Source organism: Pseudomonas sp. N-1-13, from assembly GCF_057787095.1.
The window spans coordinates 3,764,578-3,782,203 of sequence record NZ_JBYNRI010000001.1 but is presented as its reverse complement, the minus strand read 5'-3'; the positions used below and the strand labels follow the sequence as shown (position 1 = coordinate 3,782,203).

At 61.3% G+C, this 17,626-nt stretch carries 18 protein-coding genes; 5 read left to right on the top strand and 13 right to left on the bottom strand.

The features are described 5' to 3' along the window. Nucleotides 1–70: 70 nt before the first annotated feature. Nucleotides 71–1,477 carry a type VI secretion system Vgr family protein gene (locus AC3I65_RS16915; RefSeq protein ID WP_076383974.1) on the bottom strand — a complete coding sequence of 469 codons (1,407 nt, stop codon included), beginning with the start codon at nucleotides 1,475–1,477 and terminating at the stop codon, nucleotides 71–73. 220 nt (nucleotides 1,478–1,697) lie between these two features. Between AC3I65_RS16915 and AC3I65_RS16910 the strand changes: the two genes are divergently transcribed. After that, the gene (locus tag AC3I65_RS16910; RefSeq protein WP_047228487.1) at nucleotides 1,698–2,402 is read left to right on the top strand and encodes a YebC/PmpR family DNA-binding transcriptional regulator; all 705 of its coding nucleotides are present in this window, start codon (nucleotides 1,698–1,700) and stop codon (nucleotides 2,400–2,402) included. Here AC3I65_RS16910 and AC3I65_RS16905 read toward each other — a convergent pair. The 8 genes from AC3I65_RS16905 to AC3I65_RS16870 all read right to left on the bottom strand — a co-directional run bounded on the left by AC3I65_RS16905 (nucleotide 2,399) and on the right by AC3I65_RS16870 (nucleotide 10,598). Further along, nucleotides 2,399–3,754 (bottom strand): leucine-rich repeat-containing protein kinase family protein, encoded by a 1,356-nt coding sequence (locus AC3I65_RS16905; RefSeq protein WP_488524018.1) that lies wholly within the window; start codon nucleotides 3,752–3,754, stop codon nucleotides 2,399–2,401. The genes AC3I65_RS16910 and AC3I65_RS16905 overlap by 4 nt on opposite strands. A gap of 151 nt (nucleotides 3,755–3,905) precedes the next feature. Beyond that, nucleotides 3,906–4,967, bottom strand: a complete 1,062-nt coding sequence (locus tag AC3I65_RS16900; protein WP_047228486.1) for an ABC transporter substrate-binding protein — start codon at nucleotides 4,965–4,967, stop codon at nucleotides 3,906–3,908. Nucleotides 4,968–4,985: 18 nt separating this feature from the next. Further along, the gene (locus AC3I65_RS16895; protein WP_488524017.1) at nucleotides 4,986–6,101 is read right to left on the bottom strand and encodes an NAD(P)/FAD-dependent oxidoreductase; all 1,116 of its coding nucleotides are present in this window, start codon (nucleotides 6,099–6,101) and stop codon (nucleotides 4,986–4,988) included. After that, the gene (locus AC3I65_RS16890) at nucleotides 6,098–7,453 is read right to left on the bottom strand and encodes an FAD/NAD(P)-dependent oxidoreductase (protein ID WP_488524016.1); all 1,356 of its coding nucleotides are present in this window, start codon (nucleotides 7,451–7,453) and stop codon (nucleotides 6,098–6,100) included. Before AC3I65_RS16890 ends, AC3I65_RS16895 begins: the two co-directional genes overlap by 4 nt. Nucleotides 7,454–7,607: 154 nt before the next feature. Continuing rightward, nucleotides 7,608–7,898, bottom strand: coding sequence for a (2Fe-2S)-binding protein (locus tag AC3I65_RS16885; protein ID WP_047228483.1), 291 nt, complete (start codon nucleotides 7,896–7,898; stop codon nucleotides 7,608–7,610). 7 nt (nucleotides 7,899–7,905) lie between these two features. Continuing rightward, nucleotides 7,906–8,700, bottom strand: a complete 795-nt coding sequence (locus AC3I65_RS16880) for an ABC transporter permease (RefSeq protein WP_047228482.1) — start codon at nucleotides 8,698–8,700, stop codon at nucleotides 7,906–7,908. 6 nt (nucleotides 8,701–8,706) lie between these two features. Continuing rightward, a complete protein-coding gene (locus AC3I65_RS16875) occupies nucleotides 8,707–9,576 on the bottom strand; it encodes an ABC transporter permease (protein WP_047228481.1) in 870 nt (289 codons plus the stop codon). Beyond that, nucleotides 9,573–10,598: an ABC transporter ATP-binding protein gene (locus AC3I65_RS16870; protein WP_107322282.1), complete on the bottom strand. Its 1,026-nt coding sequence runs from the start codon at nucleotides 10,596–10,598 to the stop codon at nucleotides 9,573–9,575. The genes AC3I65_RS16875 and AC3I65_RS16870 overlap by 4 nt, the downstream gene beginning before the upstream one ends. Nucleotides 10,599–10,844: 246 nt before the next feature. On the opposite strand from AC3I65_RS16870, the gene AC3I65_RS16865 reads away from it, so the two are divergent. Next, nucleotides 10,845–11,681 (top strand): IclR family transcriptional regulator, encoded by an 837-nt coding sequence (locus tag AC3I65_RS16865; RefSeq protein ID WP_107322284.1) that lies wholly within the window; start codon nucleotides 10,845–10,847, stop codon nucleotides 11,679–11,681. A 44-nt stretch (nucleotides 11,682–11,725) separates the two neighbouring features. On the opposite strand, the gene AC3I65_RS16860 is transcribed toward AC3I65_RS16865, so the two are convergent. Then, nucleotides 11,726–12,478: an anti-sigma factor family protein gene (locus AC3I65_RS16860; protein ID WP_047228478.1), complete on the bottom strand. Its 753-nt coding sequence runs from the start codon at nucleotides 12,476–12,478 to the stop codon at nucleotides 11,726–11,728. Further along, entirely contained in the window at nucleotides 12,475–12,981 is a 507-nt protein-coding gene (locus AC3I65_RS16855) for a sigma-70 family RNA polymerase sigma factor (protein ID WP_047228477.1), read from the bottom strand. Before AC3I65_RS16855 ends, AC3I65_RS16860 begins: the two co-directional genes overlap by 4 nt. 164 nt (nucleotides 12,982–13,145) lie before the next feature. Between AC3I65_RS16855 and AC3I65_RS16850 the strand changes: the two genes are divergently transcribed. Further along, nucleotides 13,146–14,228: a catalase family peroxidase gene (locus tag AC3I65_RS16850; protein WP_047228476.1), complete on the top strand. Its 1,083-nt coding sequence runs from the start codon at nucleotides 13,146–13,148 to the stop codon at nucleotides 14,226–14,228. Beyond that, a complete protein-coding gene (locus AC3I65_RS16845) occupies nucleotides 14,225–14,761 on the top strand; it encodes a cytochrome b (protein WP_047228475.1) in 537 nt (178 codons plus the stop codon). The genes AC3I65_RS16850 and AC3I65_RS16845 overlap by 4 nt, the downstream gene beginning before the upstream one ends. A gap of 98 nt (nucleotides 14,762–14,859) precedes the next feature. Here the strand turns inward: AC3I65_RS16845 and AC3I65_RS16840 are convergent, their stop codons facing one another. After that, nucleotides 14,860–16,011 (bottom strand): M14 family metallopeptidase, encoded by a 1,152-nt coding sequence (locus AC3I65_RS16840; protein WP_488524015.1) that lies wholly within the window; start codon nucleotides 16,009–16,011, stop codon nucleotides 14,860–14,862. Nucleotides 16,012–16,502: 491 nt separating this feature from the next. After that, entirely contained in the window at nucleotides 16,503–16,844 is a 342-nt protein-coding gene (locus AC3I65_RS16835; protein WP_488524014.1) for a DUF6124 family protein, read from the bottom strand. Nucleotides 16,845–16,973: 129 nt separating this feature from the next. Between AC3I65_RS16835 and AC3I65_RS16830 the strand changes: the two genes are divergently transcribed. Then, nucleotides 16,974–17,621 (top strand): LexA family protein, encoded by a 648-nt coding sequence (locus tag AC3I65_RS16830; protein WP_047228472.1) that lies wholly within the window; start codon nucleotides 16,974–16,976, stop codon nucleotides 17,619–17,621. The last annotated feature ends 5 nt before the right edge of the window (nucleotides 17,622–17,626 follow it).

Sequence of the window (17,626 nt, the reverse complement as noted above, 5' to 3'; positions counted from 1 at the left end):
TCAATGCATTCACAGGATGGCGGCTGTTGCGCCGCCGCGCGGGAGTAAGCGCCCTGGTCACGCAAGGAGGTCAGGGTGTCAGGTCTGGCGGATTCAGGAGCCAGTCCAATAGCAGCCTTGTGTCATTTTGACCCTGCACCGGTTTCGTTTGTATGGCGGGCTGCCCACCGCCGACATCGCCTACCCCCAGGCATAGCACCGGTCGGTCGGGGTCACCATCGAGAAAGCTCACCAGCACTACGCTGCCGGTCCTCAGGGCGGGCCGCTCATTCAGCGTCAGGCGTGACACCGGCAGGGTGATGCCTTCGTTATCCGGGGTCCACAGGCTGACAGTGACACGGCCGCGGTGATCGGGGCGTGTCGGCTGATGGTCAGGGTCGAGTACGTACGCGAGGTGATAGCCGGGGATGCAGGGTCTTGGATGCTTGAGGGCAGGCCTGAATACGGTGGACCATGGGATGGCCGAAAACCGGTTACGGTAATCGCGGGTCGCCGGTGTGGGCGACAGATTGGTTTCAAGGATGGAAAATTGCCGCCCGCGATGCTGGATATCGGTGATCAGCCACTGGTCGTTGAAAGTGGACTCTGGATGTTCACTGATCTGCACGATATGACCGCTGCGCAGGAAGGGCTGGTGGCTCTGGCCCTGGATTTCCCGCTGTCGACAGCGCAGCCGCTCAAGTCTGCGGCGGCCGGCCTGGTAACGATGAGCCAACGTCGGATTGCTGCGTATCGTCTCGTGATTTTCACCTTCGAAGGCGTGATTGGCCGCGCTGTCTCCGGCTTGGCTTGTGTCGCGATCACTGAAACCGGCCGGCAGGCCATGGGTCATTGCGCAGTGTCGCTGGTACACCTGCCTGAGGGCTGGTTGCTGGCCGGGATCAGGGCGCAGGTTCAGTTCGACCGGACGGGCGGGAAAACTTTTCGGGTCTTCGGCGAACACCAGGACATGGCCATGAACGGTGTGTTCGAAGTGGTAATGAATGCCTTCTTCTTCACACAACCGGTGCAGCAACTCCAGATCGCTCTCCTCGTACTGGATACAGAACGGACGGCACGGGTACTGCCCATGGGGCAGTTCAAAGCGGTAGCTGTGGGCCGGCAGCGCATTGTCTTCCAGCAGTCGATGCAGGATCTGCACAGCGCTGAGCCGGTAGAAAACCCGTCGCCGTGGGCCCTGTTCCAGACGCTGGAGATACGGCACCAGCGTCAAGCGATAGCCGATGCGCTGTGGGGCATGGCTCGTCACGCCGACGCTGTGCACAACGCCATGCACACCGCATTCGCCATCGAGGCGCAGGAAGGCAGGCTGGTCCAGCAACGTGTCGGGATTGATCGGCGGCGACAGCCCGATCAATTCAAGGTCGAAACGGTATGGCTGGTTGAGCGCTTCGCGACCGTTAAACCTCAGGACTTGCAGGCGCAAATCGCTTTGCGTGAGGGTCAGGCTGAAAGGACTTTCCGATTCGTTGCGCATCGCGGTTCTTACTGGCTGGGGAGATAAGTTCACGAGAGTACGAAACCGCAGGAGGAAAGGGGGGGCCAAATCGCCATTTCAGAAACTCCCTACAGCACGTCGGGGAAATGTTGATTCATCGGCGGTGATTTTTTGGTCGATCAGCCGGTTTAGGCCGTATAAACTTGCGTCACAGCGCCGGCCAGCAGATGTCTCGGCGCGACAGACAAGAGAGTGAGTAATGGGCGCACAGTGGAAGGTTAAACACAAAGAAGCGGCTGCCAACGCCAAGGGCAAGATCTTCGGCAAGCTGGTGAAGGAAATCACCATTGCCGCGCGCAACGGCGCTGACACTGCCACCAATGCGCATCTGCGACTGGTGGTCGAACAGGCGAAAAAGGCCTCGATGCCCCGCGAGACCCTGGAGCGCGCGATCAAGAAAGGCTCCGGCCAGCTCGGCGAAACCGTGCAGTACCATCGTGTGACCTACGAAGGCTTCGCACCGCATCAGGTGCCGCTGATCGTCGAATGCGTGACCGATAACATCAACCGTACCGTCGCCGAGATTCGCGTTGCGTTTCGCAAGGGCCAACTGGGCGCCTCGGGTTCGGTCGCGTGGGACTTCAACCATGTCGGCATGATCGAAGCCGCCCCGGACAGCCCCGACGCTGATCCGGAAATGGCCGCCATCGAGGCCGGCGCCCAGGATTTCGAACCGGGCGAAGACGGCGCGACGCTGTTCCTCACTGATCCTTCAGACCTGGATGCGGTGCAGAAGGCGCTGCCGGAGCAAGGTTTCACCGTGCTGTCCGCCAAGCTCGGCTACCAGCCGAAAAACCCGGTCAGTGGCCTGACGGACGAGCAGATGGCCGAAGTCGAGGCGTTCCTGGAGGGCCTGGACAATCACGACGACGTGCAGGACATGTTTGTCGGGTTGGCCGGTTAAGCACCACAACCCCCTGTGGCGAGGGAGCCTGTTCCTTCGCCACAGTCGCGCAGTAAGCCTTCAATCTCCTCAAACCCCGGCCGCCCCAGCACCTGCGGCTGACAGCAGCGCGCCTGCAGATCCTGCAACGTTGCCAGTTCCTCAGCATTGAGCCCCGGTTCGATCCGCGCCAGCAATTCCCCCAACAGAATCCCGAATGCTCGCACTTCGATGCGTTGTAACGCACGGGGTTGCACTGTGTCGGCAGTGGCGTGGAAAGACGCCGCGCCAAAGTCGCCCAACAGGCAGTCGCCCTGGTCATTGCACAGAATATTGTGCCCGTACAAATCGCCGTGGGTAATGCCCTGGCGGTGCAGGTGCGCCGCCACCGAGGCGATGCCCAGGGCGATGCGCAAGGCCACGGGAGCGCTGAAACGCAGTGCGTCGGCATACACGTCGCGGGTGCAGGACTCCAGGCTCGGCAGCCCCGCCAGGTTGCGGTAGCTGGGCGCGATCAGGTCCATCACCAGTCCGGCCTGTTGCTCGGGGTGCCCGTTGATCTGGCCCAGCACGTCGATAAGGTTCGGATGACGACCTGCGGTGATGCAGGCGTGCATTTCATGCAATGGCGAGCCGTCGCTGGTCATCTGGCCTTTGTACAGTTTGAGCGCGACGTGTCGCGCGACCTGACCCGGTGGTTGCCATAGCGCCTGATGAATCACCCCCGAAGCGCCTTCGCCTAATTGTTGATGCACGTTCAGTTGCGACCAGTCGATGGGCGTCGTCCTCGCCAGGAGGTCGGCGTTGGCCTGGGTTTCCAGCGGGTTGCCGGCATAGGCCAGCCAACTCAGGCTTGGCAACTCGAGCAACCATTGCGGCAGCTCGGTCAATTGGTTGGCGGCGATGCGCAGCAGTTCGAGACGATGGCACTGCCTCAGGCTCGTGGGCAACTGTCGCAATCGGTTGCCGGCCAGCATGAGCTTTTGCAAGTGCGGGCGTTGGCCGAGCTCTTGCGGCAACAGACTGATGCGGTTGTCCGTCAGGATCAGCCAGCGCAATAGCGGAGGGAGGGCAGCGCCGGGCACGCGTTCGATGCGGTTGGCCTTGAAACCGACCATGGTCAATGCCGCGCAGCGACCCAGGCATTCGGGCAATTCAATGAAGTGGTTGTCCGAGCAGAACAACACCCGCAGGTGGGGCAACCGATGCAGATCATCGGGCAGCGCAGTCAATTGGTTGCCGCTGAGATTGAGGACTTCGAGCGAGTCGGCCAGGTCGAAAATTTCCCGGGGGAACTGTGTCAGGCCGCAGGACAGATCCAGCCGTTTGATGCCCGACAGCTGGCCGGCGCGCAGTTGAGCGAGGGTGTGCATGAGAGGTTCGCTGCTGATCAAGGGGCGGGCATCAAGCCCGAAGCCGCACAGTTAACCAATAATCAGTTCAACACAACACTCTGTGGCGAAGGTTTTATCTGTGGGAGCAAGACTTGCCCCCACAAAGTCCCCTCGCCAGCGTCGAAGGTGTCTAGCGCTCGACGCTGCGGTTCCATCGCGCGTTCCAGGCCGGGCGTTGCTCGTTGACCTGGTCCCAATCCACCGCAATCGCCGTTTCCAGGTACTGCTTCATCGCCTCTACCTGGCCGCGGGTTTTGTCAGTGGTCGGTGTGGTGGGGTTGGACGGGATCTGGTCGCCTTCTTCCAGGGCGATGGCCTGGGCTTCGGGCGTCAGCAGGAAGGCGGCGAGCTTTTGCGCCAATTCAGGCTGGGTGTTCTGGGCAATGGCGCACTCAGCGACATTGAGCACCACCGCGCCTTCTTTGGGTTGCGCGTACTCGACCGGCATGCCCTTGAGTTTGAGCGCGGTCACTTGGGTCGGCGTCAACGGGAACAGCGCGGCTTCGTCGGTTTGCAGCATTTCGGAGATCTTCGCTGAGCTGGGGATGTATTCCAGCACGTTGGGTCCGACGGTGTTTGGCCAGGCCTTGAAGCCCGGCTCGACGTCAGTTTCGCTGCCGCCCTGGATCCGGTTGAACATCAGAAAACCGTGCAGGCCGAAGGTCGAGGAAGCCAGGGACTGGAACACCAGTTTGTCCTTGAAGCGTGGATCGGCCATGTCCATCCAGGAGGTGGGCGCACTCCAGCCATTTTCCTTGAACAACCGTGTGTTGTAGGCAAGTCCCGTGACACCGAGGCTGACGGCCACGGCTTGATCCTTGATGCGGCCCTTGGCCGGAATCTGGGCCAGGGGTGGGCTGTCTTCGAGCTTGTCGCACAGCCCCATGGCGATGGCGCGGTACATGATGCCGTCGTCGAGGAACATCACGTGCATTTGCGGGTTGCCTTTACTGGCCTGGACTTTCGCCAGGATGTCGGCGGAGGTGCCGGGCACGATCACCACTTTGACGTTGTTGGCTTTTTCGAAGGCCGGCAAGACCTTGTCGGCGTAAAGCCGCTCCATGGTCCCACCGTTCATGCCCAGATAAAGCGTCGGCTCGGCCATCGCCTGGCTGACGGGGAGCAGGGCGCCCAGGCAGGAGAAACCCAGCGAGCAGAAACCGAACAGTGCACTGCGTTTGACGTTATTCATTGGCGCGACCTTCCTCTATCAAGCAATGGAGATGGAGTGAAACCGGGTGATTGAAAACGCATCCAGCGACGTTTTTGACGCGCCGCAGCAGATGATCTCGGTGAGCGCCTGGCCCACCGCGGGACCGATCTGAAAACCTGCGCCGGCAAAGCCGAACGCATGCAACAGGCCGGGTTGGGTGCTGCTGTGGCCGATCACCGGTTGGCGATCGGGCAGGTAACCTTCGGTGCCGCTCCAGGTGCGAATCGCCTGGGCACCTTTCAAAAAAGGGTAGAGCTCGACGGCTTGGCGCAGGATGTCGATCACTGCGTTCTGGCCGGGGCGGGCGCGGGCATTGTCCAGGGCGAAACCTTGGCCGCCCCCCAGCACGCAATTGCCACGGGCGACCTGGCGGGCGTAGATACCGCCGCCCTCCACGCCAGTGCTGGCATCCATCACCAAGGGTAATGGCTCAGTGACCAGCATCGCTGGATGCCCGGCGTGCATCGGCACCGCTTCGCCAAATTGCGCGGCAAAATGGCTCGCCCAGGCGCCCGCGCAGTTCAGCAGCCAGGGGGCCTGAAGCACCAGGCCCGTTTCGGTACGCACACTAAAGTGCTGACCGTCATGCTGCACATGGCTGACTGCGCATTGTTCAAAGACCTGTGCGCCATGCCTGCGGGCCGCCTGGGCAAATGCCGGGGACACCAGTCGCGGATTGGCGTGGCCGTCGTCCGGGCAGAGGGATGCTCCGACTGCAACTGCACCGACCCATGGGAAGCGGGCGCGCAACTGGTCACGGTCCAGCAGTTGCAGATCAAGGCCGAAGCCCTGGCTGTTGGCGGCATAGTCGTGCAGGGCTCGCAAGTCGTCGGGGCTGCGGGCCAATTTCAGGTGACCGCTGCGCTGGTACTCCCCGTCGATGCCGATCAACTGCGGCAACTGGCTCCAGATTTCATGGGCCCGTTGCGACAACGGCAGTTGTGACAACGGTCGACCCTGGCGCCGCACGCCGCCGTAGTTGACGCCGCTGGAGTGCGAACCGCAGAAGTCTCGCTCCAGCAATGCCACCCGGCGTCCGGCTTTGCTCAGGAACAACGCGGCCGAGGACCCGACGATACCGCCGCCAATGATCACGACATCCACTTTGATCATGGCTCGACCTCCAGGCCAAACGGTACGGGTTTGACCGGTGCCTGTGCCCGCATCCGGCCGATTTCGCCGACCGGACGCCCGCTCTCGCTGGCAATGATTTCCGCCGCTGCCGCGCCGCACATTCTCCCTTGGCAACGCCCCATGCCGACCCGGCAATGGGCCTTGACCCGGTTGATTTCCCAATGGCCTTCACCCACTACCTGGCGGATCTCACCTGCGCTGACTTCTTCGCAGCGGCAGATCATCAGGTCGTCAGCGGCGTGGGCGGCCCAATCCGTGGGAAAGACAAAGGCGTGCTCCAGGCCCTGTCGGAAACGGCCGATGCGTTCCAGGGATTGTTCCAGTTGGGCGCAACGCTGCGGGTCGACCAGGTAGTCGAGGTCTTCGAGCAAGGCCAGGGCCGCACGTTCGCCGGCGATTTCCGCGGCGTCGGCACCCATGATTCCGGCCCCGTCGCCTGCCAGGTAGATCCCCGGCACGCTGCTGCGACCGGCAGGGTCACGCTGCGGCAGCCAGGCGCGGTTTAGGGGGCTCCAGGAAAATTCGCAGCCCAGCAGGTCAGCCAGTTGGGTTTCGCTGCGCAAGCCGTGGGCGAAGGCCACCGCGTCGCAGTCGAGCGATTGCAAGCCTTTTGCATTGCGCCACTGCAATGACTGGACGCGCCGTTCTCCGTCGATACGCGACAGGCTCGCACCCTGATGCACAGCAATGCCCCGGCTGCTCAGCCAGGCGCGATAGTAGAGCCCCTTGGCCAGTGTGGCCGGTTGAGCCAGTAGGCCGGGCAGGGCGCGGGCCTGGGCGCTCAAGGGCGAGCTGTCGAGTACCGCGACCACCTTGGCGCCGGCCTTGGCGTATTGATAAGCCACCAGATAAAGCAAAGGGCCGCTGCCGGCGAACACCACCCGTTCGCCGATGGCGCAACCCTGGAACTTCAGGGCGATCTGCGCCGCGCCCAGGCTGTACACACCTGGCAGAGTCCATCCCGGAGCGGGAAGGATTCGGTCAGTGGCGCCCGTTGCGACGATCACGCTGGCGTACTCCAGGCGCGCGGCGCGGCCCTCATGCAAGGTATCCAGCAGGCCGGCCTCGGCGTTCCACACCAGTGTGTCTGGCCGGTAATCGAGCTGTTCGCGCAACGCGTCGAAGGTTTGGTGCAGGGCGCTGGCTTTGTGCGCCTCAAAGCCATACAGCTTGGCCGGCGAGCGTTTGAAGTTGGCCGGTTGTTGCCGATAGATCTGTCCGCCACCGCGTGCGGCTTCGTCCAGCAGGACGGGGTATACGCCGTGGGCGACCAGGGTCTGGGCGGCGCGAATACCCGCCGGGCCGGCCCCGATGATGGCTACCGGTTTCATAGCCACCTCGCAGGCGATGCTGTGGGATTTATGCTGCTATCGCCGCCGCCATCGCGAGCAGGTTCGCTCCCACAGGGGGACGGTGGTGATGCTTGCTGCAAGTCCCCTGTGGCAGCGAGTCTGTTCGCGATGGGGCCATTCCAGACGGCATTGTTCATGGCTGGCGCCCCGGTTCGCGGGTGATCTGCTGGCCGGCTTCAAGAAGCGTCGAGCAGGCGCGCACGCGGCGGCCGTCGCCCAGCCGGACCCAGCAATCCTGGCAGGCGCCCATCAGGCAGAAACCGGCCCGGGGCTCGGCGCTGAAGTCGCTGCCGCGCAAGTGTTCACTGCAGGTCAGCACAGCGGTAAGCAGGGTATCGCCCAGCAGACCGATGGCCGGTTTGCCGTCGAGGATAAAGTCCAATGCCGGGCGGTCGCCTTCGGCCAGTCGTTTCAACAGAGCCATGGCGCCCTCATTGTTTGCCCACCAGAACTCGATCCAGGCCATAGACCCGGTCGAGCAGAATCATGGTCAGCGCCGTGAGCGCGATGACCAGCGCCGACACCGCCGCCATCATCGGGTCGATGGATTCGGTGGCGTAGACATACATGCGCACCGGCAGGGTTTGCGTGGCCGGTGAAGTGACGAAGATCGACAAGGTGACCTCGTCGAAGCTGTTGATGAACGCCAGCAACCAGCCTCCGGCTACCCCGGGCAGGATCATCGGCAAGGTGATTTGCCGAAACAGCGTGAAGCGCCCGGCCCCTAGCGATTGCGCGGCCTGCTCGGCGCTGCGGTCCAGGCCGATGGCCGAGGCCAGCACCAGACGCAGTACATACGGTGTAATCACCAGCACATGGGCGAAGATCAGCCAGGTGAAGCTGCCGTTCACGCCCATCAGCGCAAACAGCCGCAGCAACGCCACACCCAGTACCAGGTGTGGAATGATGATCGGCGACAGGAACAGGCCATTGAAAAAATCCCGGCCAGGAAATTCGAGCCGTGTGATCGCCAGCGCCGCCGGCACTGCGATCAACGTCGCCAACGACGCCGCACTGAATGCCAGGATCAGGCTGTTGTAGAACGCATCGATAAAGTCGGCGCGTTCGAACACCGCACGGAACCAGCGCAGGGAAAACGCCGTGGTCGGCAGGCTCAGGGTATTTTCCGGGGTGAAGGCAACAAGACAGACCACCACCAGCGGCGCCATCATGAACACCACCACCAGGGCATGAAACAACAGGGCGAAAGGACCGTTCCTGGACATGACGAGTTACCCCAATGACTTCTTGTAGCGGCCTTCGATCATGCGGTTCCACGACAGCATGATCAGCAGGTTGAGCAGCAGCAGCGCGACGGCAATGGCCGCGCCCATCGGCCAGTTCAGCTCCGACAGGTACTGGTCGTAGATCAGCGTGGCGACCATTTTCAGGCGGCGCCCACCGAGCAGGCCGGGAATGGCGAAGGAACTGGCGGCGAGGCCGAACACGATGAGGGTGCCGGACAAGACGCCGGGCATGATCTGCGGCAGCACGACCTTGCGCATCACCGTCAACTGGCTCGCGCCCAAGGACAGCGCGGCCTGTTCGGCGGCCGGATCGAGCTTTTGCAGCGAGGTCCAGACCGGGATGATCATGAATGGCAGCATCACATGCACCAGGGCGATGACCACGGCAAACGGCGTATAGAGCAGCTTCATCGGTGAGCCGCCGAAGGCTTGCAGCGTCTGGTTGACCAGCCCGTCGGCACCCAGCAGCAGGCTCCAGCCGAAGGCCCGCACCACCACCGAAATCAGCAGCGGCGTGAGAATCAGAATGAGGAAGATCGAGCGCCACGGCGCGCCCATGCGGCTGAGGATATAAGCCTCGGGCACGCCGATCAGCACGCACAAAATAGTGGTGAGTGCGCTGATCCAGAATGTGCGCAAGAAAATCTCGTAATAGTACGGGTCGCTCAGCAGGCTGGCGTAGTGGTCGAGGGTGTAGGCGTCCCCGTCGATGCCCGTGCCGTAGTCGAAGACATTGAACGACAGCACCAACGTCAGCCCCAAGGGAATGACCAGCAGACCCAGGTACCAGGCCAGGGCGGGCGCGGACATCAGATAGCCTTGCCTTCCCCGGCGCATTGCATCGATCAGCTTCATGCCGGCACCTCGTCCACGCTCAGCACCCGCAGCAGCGCCGGATCCCAGTCAAGACCTACCGCCGTGCCTTCGGTCATCGGCGCGCAGCCGTCGTTGCGGCGCACCACGCTGAGCTCGCCCAGGTTGGTCGAGACGCCGTACAGCCATTGGCTGCCGAGAAAGAAGCGGCTGACGATGACGCCTTGCAACCGACCCGAGCCGGCTTGGCACAGATCGATTTTCTCTGGACGCAGGCTCAAGACCAGTGGGCCGTGGCCCTGGCTGCAAGCTTGAACATTGCCCTGGCCGTCGCGCTCGCCGGGCAGCAGGTTGGCTTTGCCGACGAAGCCGGAAATGAACTCGGTGCGCGGGTGTTCGTAGAGGGTGTACGGCGCGTCGATCTGAGTGATTCGCCCGGCCTGCATCACCACGACTCGGTCACTGATGGACAGTGCTTCGGATTGGTCGTGGGTCACCATCAATGTGGTGATGCCGACTTCCCGCTGAATGCGGCGGATTTCGTACTGCATCTCCTCGCGCAGGTTGGCGTCGAGATTGGACAGCGGTTCGTCGAGCAGCAGCACTGGCGGTTCTATCACCAGCGCCCGGGCCAGTGCCACGCGCTGGCGCTGGCCGCCCGAGAGTTCCCGCGGGTAGCGCTCGGCGTGCTGGTCCAGACGCACCAGCTTCAGCACCCGATCCACCCGTTGTTGCAGCTCGGCGCCGGGCACTTTGCGCATGCGCAGGCCGAAAGCGACGTTGTCCTTGACGGTCATGTGGGGGAACAGCGCATAGCTTTGGAACACGACGCCCAGGCCCCGACTGGCGGGCTTGGCATGGGTGATATCGCGACCGTCCAGCAGGATGCGCCCACTGCTGACTTCGACGAAGCCGGCGATCATTTGCAAAGTGGTGGTTTTGCCGCAGCCGGAGGGGCCCAGCAGCGAGACGAATTCGCCTTTTTCCACCGAGAGATGGGTGTCCACCACGGCATCGATGGCGCCGTAACGTTTGCCAAGTCCTTCAAGTTGCACAAAAGCCATGATTGCGCTCCACCTGAGATTGTTATGCGTCGCCACAAGGCGCGCTTTTTTGTATGGGCAGATACGAAGGGATGCTGCGGGGTGCGTTGGCGCTCGACGTCAAGTCGGCTGCCGCTGTTGTTCGAATCGCCCCTGTATGGACGCAGAGTAGGACGAAGAATAGGATGGGCTCAATGGACTATTTCACTGAGACGATGACTATTTTCATTTTCCTTCAGTGAGTAAATTTAACCAGCGAGAAACTTCATGTCTGATTCCACTGATCGGAATATCGAAAAAAACGAAGTCGGGGTCGGCGCGGTCTCTCGACTGTTTGCCGTGTTGCGCAGCCTGGGTGACACCGTCGAGGGCGGGGAGCGGGTCACGCAACTGGCTCAGCGCATCGGTCTGTCTCAACCCACCACACATCGCATGCTGCGCAGCCTGATGGACGAGGGCATGGTCGAGCAGGATGCGCGCAGCAAACGCTATCGCCTGAGCCTGGACTTTTTTGCCTTGGCCGCGCGTGCCGGGAACACCGGCAACCTGCGTGAGTTGACGCGCCCTGCCATGCTGCGGCTGTCGGCGTCCCTGGGGGATTCGTTGTTTCTGCTGGCGCGCAGTGGTTTCGATGCGATCTGTCTGGACCGCAGTGAAGGTCCTTTCCCGATCCGCACATTCACCGGCGACATAGGCGGTCGCGTGGCGTTGGGCGTGGGGCAGGGCAGCCTGGCGATCCTGGCATTCCTGCCGGAAGAAGAGCGCGACACGGTGATCCAGTACAACCTGCCACGGCTCAAGGATTTTCATTTGTACGATGAAGTCTTCCTGCGCACGGAAGTGGAGAGCGTGCGTGCGCTGGGCTACGCCGGACGCAACACCGGGGTGTTGCAAGGCATGGCCGGGGTGGCTGTGCCAATCCTGGACCGGGAGGGCCGCGCCGTGGCGGCGTTGAGCGTGGCGACCGTGAGTGATCGACTGGGGCCCGACCGGCTGCCGACGGTGGTGGAAATGCTCAAGCGCGAGGCCGCCCTGATCGGACCGCGAGTCAACCCGTTCGACCCGCTGCTGCGCAGACCTTCGCAGGTGTTTGGGCAGGGTTGAATTTCACGGGCATCCCCGACCTCTGTGGGAGCGGGCTGCAGCGCTCAGAAATTCAGGGTTTGCTTGAGCTTTTGCGCCGCTGGCGTATCACTGGGTATGACCATCGCATAGTTGTATCCCGGTCCGGACCAATACTCGGCTTGCAACTCGCCGTCACGACGGCTGCCGCGCGGTAGCAGGAAATTTTTCGGGCCTGGTGGACGCACGTAGAAGCTGATCTTCTGGCCGCTCGGGTCCTGATAAACCACCATCGCCGCCGCGCCTTGCTCGGTGCTCAGCAATCGCCCGCTGACCGGCTTGAATCCTGCCGCCGACAGATCTGGCAGGCGGTCGGCCCGGGTGAAGTAACGGTCGAGCCAGCCTTGCATGGTGCTCTCATCGCCGCCTTGGTAATCGGCCGGCAGGATGCCTTGCTGGGCAAACAATCGATACGCCTGCAAGGCGTCGCTCATGGGCAGCATAGCGCTGACGAGCGTCATCTCCCGGGCCTTCCAGCCGCTCAAACCGCCGACACTGACGGCCAACACCAACACTGCCGCGCTGGCCAGATGGCGATGGAACCGATGTTTCAGGCGTTGGCGGATCGCTGTCGGGTCGAGGTCCGGATTAGGCGCGTGTTGCAGGCCTGCGTTCAGGGCCGCGCGCAAGTGTTGTGCGTCCTGTTGCCAGGCCTGGACCCGGGCGGCGACTTCCGGGTGATTGGCCAGGTAGTTTTCCATCAGACGCTGGTCGGCTTCGCTCAGTTGACGATCGACGAAGGCGTGCAAGTCGTTGTCGCTGGGGGGCATGCTGATCATTTGAGTATCCGCAGGGCAGGGCGGGTGATTTCGCCGTCGCTGAGTTGGCGCAGGGCCTGGCGGGCGCGGGATAGGCGCGACATCACGGTGCCGGTCGGCACGTCGAGGATGTCGGCCACTTGTTGGTAGCTCAAGCCTTCCACCGACACCCACAGCAACAGCGCACGTTGTTCGGTCGTCAGTCGATCGAAAGCCTCGAGGGACGATTGGGCGATCACGCTGCGCTCGGCTGAAGGGTGAGCATCATCGCGACCGGTGAAAAATTCCAGCATGCGTGCATAGCGTCGGGAACGACGATGGCTATCGAGAAACTGTCGATAAAGAATCGAAAACAGCCAGGCCCGAAGGTCACCATCGGCCCGTTTGTCATTCCATTTTGACAATGCCCGCTCCAGGCACGCTTGCACCAGGTCGTCAGCATTGCTGGGGTTGCGCGTCAACGACACGGCAAAACGCCGTAGTCGGGGGATGAGCGTGCGCAACTGTTCGTCGAGTTCGTTCATGGCTGTGCTTCTTTGGCAGTCACTGCGCCGGGAGTGGAAAGACGACTCGCGAACGAGATTATTCCAGCCTGGGAAAAATAAATACGAAGTGTGGGAATAAAACCCTCTGGCTTTCGTCTGACGGGTCCTTTAGTACAAACGGCCTTGGGCCTTGGAGCTTCGTCATGGTTGACCCTTCCTTTGAACCGAGCCGGCCGCCGTTGAGTGCCGCCAGCCTGGCGCTGCGCCTGACCGGCATTGCTGTGATTGTTGCCGCGTTGGCCGGGACATTTGCCTACGTCAACGGAACCCTTGACCCACAACGCCTGACACCGAATGCGCTGGTCAACGTGCTGGAAAAGAACAACGGTGTGCACCCGGGCTTTCGTCGCAATCACTCCAAAGGGGTTTGCGTTGCGGGCTATTTCCAAAGCAGCGGTGAGGCTCGCCCCTATTCCAGTGCCCAAGTCTTCCTGGAGGCGCGCACGCCGGTCGTCGGGCGGTTTGCCTTGCCCAGCGGCAACCCCTACGCGCCGGACAACAGCGTGCCGATCCGCAGCCTGGCGCTGCGCTTCACCCAAGCCAACGGGCAGCAGTGGCGTACCGGCATGAACAGCATGCCGGTGTTTCCGGTGGGCACGCCCGAAGCGTTCTATCAGTTGCAACAGGCACAATCGCCGGATCCGGCCACGGGCAAACCCAACCCTGCGGCCGTACCCGCCTTCTTTGCCGCGCACCCGGAAGCCAAACCGTTCCTGCAATGGATCAAGACGGCCAGGCCATCGGCCAGCTATGCCACCGAAACCTACAACGGCATCAATGCGTTCTATCTGGTCAATCCTGCGGGACAACGCCAGGCGGTGCGGTGGGGCGTGGTGCCAGTGGCTTCGGATGGCACGGACGTGACGCCACCCCAGGGCGCTGACTTTCTGGAACAGGATCTGGTCAAGCGCCTGGCTGCGGGGCCGTTGCGCTGGCAGCTGAATATCACGTTGGCCAATCCGGGCGATCCGGTAAACGATGCCAGCAAAGCCTGGCCCGAAGATCGAACGGTGCTCAACGCCGGTACGCTGGTGCTGGAGCGCACCCAGTCACAGGACGACGGCGAATGCCGCGACATCAACTATGACCCGCTGATTCTGCCGAGCGGCATCGAAGGTTCAGATGACCCGCTTTTGGCGGCGCGCTCTGCCGCGTATGCCAGTTCGTACTTGCGGCGCACCAGCGAAGTCAGTCAATTGCCCGCCAACCAGGAGTCCCGCCCATGAGCGCCCCTCGACACTTCGCACCGCTGGCTCGACTGCTGCACTGGTTGATGGCATTGATGGTCATTGCCATGCTCTTTATCGGCGCGGGCATGGTGGCCTCGGTGTCCGAGCGCCATGAATGGCTGCTTCAGTTGCACAAACCCTTGGGCATCGCGATTTTGCTGCTGGTGATCGTACGCCTGGTGGTGCGTTTTACGACACGCCAACCACCATTGCCGGCCGATCTGCCAGGCTGGCAGGCGTTGGCGGCCAAGGCGTCCCATGCTCTGTTGTATGCCTTGATGTTGATTCTGCCCCTGTTGGGCTGGGGCATGATTTCAGCGGCGGGAGACCCGGTGATGCTCAGCAGCTCCCTGCAATTGCCTTCCATCGTACCGGCGGATGCCCAGACTTTCGCACTGTTGCGCAAGGCCCACGGCTACCTGGCTTATCTATTGTTCCTGACCGTGCTGGTGCATCTGGCGGCGGCACTGTTTCATGGTTGGGTGCGTCGGGATGAGGTGTTGGACAGTATGTTGCGAGGACGGGATTGAAGTCCCCGCCACCTGTCGACAAACGATAACTTGTGGCGAGGGAATGAATCCCTCGCCACCGAGTGCCCACCACGGGGAGGGCGTTGGATGATGGAGCGTTAGCGCAGCTCGTCGACCATGTCCGCTATGGTGCTCAATACATCCTTGCCCAATTGCATCGAACGCTTGCCGGACCAGCCGGTGCGAGGATCCGGGTGGTCGTCATGATCCTTGAACGGCATCTCCAGGGTCAGGGACAGGCAGTCGTATTTCTGGCCGACCGCGTTACAAGCCAGGGTCATGTTGGCCAGGCCCGGTGCGTCGCGGGTGTAGCCGTGAGCGGTCTGAAAGTCTTTGGTCTGGTGCTTGAGATCGCTGCGAAAGCGCTCTTCGAGTTCGGCAATGCGTGGCGTGTAGCCGGGGTTGCCTTCGCAACCGGCAGTGAAGACGTGAGGGATTTCCTCGTCACCGTGAACGTCCAGGAACAAATCTACGCCGTACTTTTCCATTTGCTGCTGTACGAAAAATACCTCAGGACTGATTTCCGGACTGGCGTTCTGCCACGCGCGGTTGAGATCCTGACCCATGGCATTGGTACGCAGATGGCCGTGGAAGGCACCGTCAGGATTCATGTTGGGCACCAGATACAGATCGGCCTTGGCAAGCAGTCGGTTCAAGCGCGTGTCGTCCTGATGCTGCAGGCGTTCGATCACGCCCTCCATGAACCACTCGGCCATGTGCTCGCCGGGATGCTGCTGGGCGATGATCCAGACTTTGCGTCGACCTTCGGCACCGCTGCCCTTGCGCAGTAGTTGAATGTCGCGGCCTTCCACGCTTTTGCCGACGGCCAGCAGTTCGGTCCCGGCCTTGTGCAGAGCCTGCTCAATCAACCAGTCGTGACGACCACGGCTGTAGGGTTCGAAATAGGCAAACCAGGCATGGGACTGTTCGGCTTCCAGGTGAAAGCGCAGGGCGTCGCCTTCGAACTGTGTGGGAATACGGAACCAGTTGACGTGATCATAAGAGGCAACGGCCTGGTAATCCGTCCATGCCTTGTTGTAGGACGATTGACTGGCATTGAGCAAACGAAAGGAATATTCCTGGCCGACATGCAAGCCACTGGCCTTGAAGTGGAACCACTGGAAGTGGGCGCTACGGGTGTCGGGTCTGATCTTCAGCAGTGATTGCAAAGGATTGCTGATGTCGACGATCTCGATGTTGCCGCTGTCGAAATTGGCGCTGATATCAAAGGAAGATTTAGCCACGGTCACGATTCCTGTGATGGATTTTATGACCGTTACTTTACACGCAAGGAGGAGGATGTCGGGACGATTTGCGTGACAGAAAAGAGGGGGCGTCCTCCCTGGACGCTATTGGAGCTTAGTGAGTCCGCGATTGATTCTCAAGTGCTGCCTGTCGATAGTTTTCGTCGGGATGGCGTGGAGTGCTTGAAAAGGGATATTCATTTGCTATCATCGCCGCCATCGAATGAGCGACACCCAAAAGACTTCATTAGCCTGAAGCCATAAGCCGAAAAATCGGCAAAAAAAGACCCGGCAAAAAGCCGGGTCAAAAACCGTGATTAGCCTGATGAGGAGATATTCCAGAAGTCCGACCTAAGGTCTTCTGGCCTATCGACTGATCTCGCGACCAGCTGATGCAATAATAATCATTATCATTTGCAAGTCAAATGTTTTTATCCTGCCTATTGGAAAATATTTTCCTGGTCCCGCATTCGCGGTGCCATTCCCAAGTGTTACGCCTAGCGAGTAGGGTAGCCATCCAGTGACCGGTCAAGCATCACCTTGACCAGATCAATCATATGCACCACTGAAAAAGCCAGGTCGCGGCTCGACCCTTGTAGTCGACTGGCGGATTCCTGGGCGGTGGCGGCCGCACAGCGCAGCAGGTCGCAAGCATGAACCAAGGCCTCTTCTGCGCTGATGTTGCGGTTTACGTCGAAGAAGCGATGTTCTGCAGGCGCTTCTGACATACCCGGTTTCAAGTAGTATTCCAGAGCGCGTTGGGCCGCCGGGCAGTCCTTCAGCGAGGTGAGTGTACTGTCGAAAGGGCGGGTGGGCTCATCGTTGTTGAGTCTGTCCATGGTGTCTAGATTCTCCGTGTAGGGGCTGAAATCCTGAATCCAGAATAGTACCTATCGTAATTGTGACGATAATTTAAATACTACATTTTGTGTTTTGATGGTCGGAGCCAGCCAAGTATCGTGCCGCTCATGGATAAATGGATAGAGTTGGTCAAGGCCAAGATGAAGGAGCTGCGCATCACGCAAGTGGTGCTCGCAGAACGTTTGGGGATGTCCCAGGGCGGCGTCGGCCATTGGCTGACCAAGCGCCGGCAACCCAGTGTCGACGACATGAACCGGGTCCTGCGGGAGCTGGGGCTGGAGTTTCTGGAAGTGGCGATGGTGATCCGCGAGCCGGACACCTCCACCGAGGAAGGCATGGCCCTGGCGCAGAAGTACAATCCGTACTTCCGCTACCCGGTAAGTGATTGGAGCGAGGTAGGCGGGATTCGCGAAGGCGATCTGGCGTCCTACAGCCAGGCGCGCTATGAGCTGACGGACTATCACGCTCAGGGGGACGCATTCTGGCTCGTGGTGGTGGGAGATGCGATGACGTCACCCAGCGGGTTGAGCATTCCCGAGGGTATGTCGATCCTGGTGGACCCGGCCATTGACGCGGTGCCAGGCAAACTGGTGGTTGCCCAATTGCCTGACAGCAGTGACGCCACCTTTCGCAAGTTGATTGAAGAGAGCGGGCAGCCTTACTTGGTCCCGCTCAATCCCACCTACCCGAAAACCCTGTACACCGAGCAATGCCGCATCATCGGTGTGGTCGTGCAAGCCACCATCAGGTTCTGACTGGA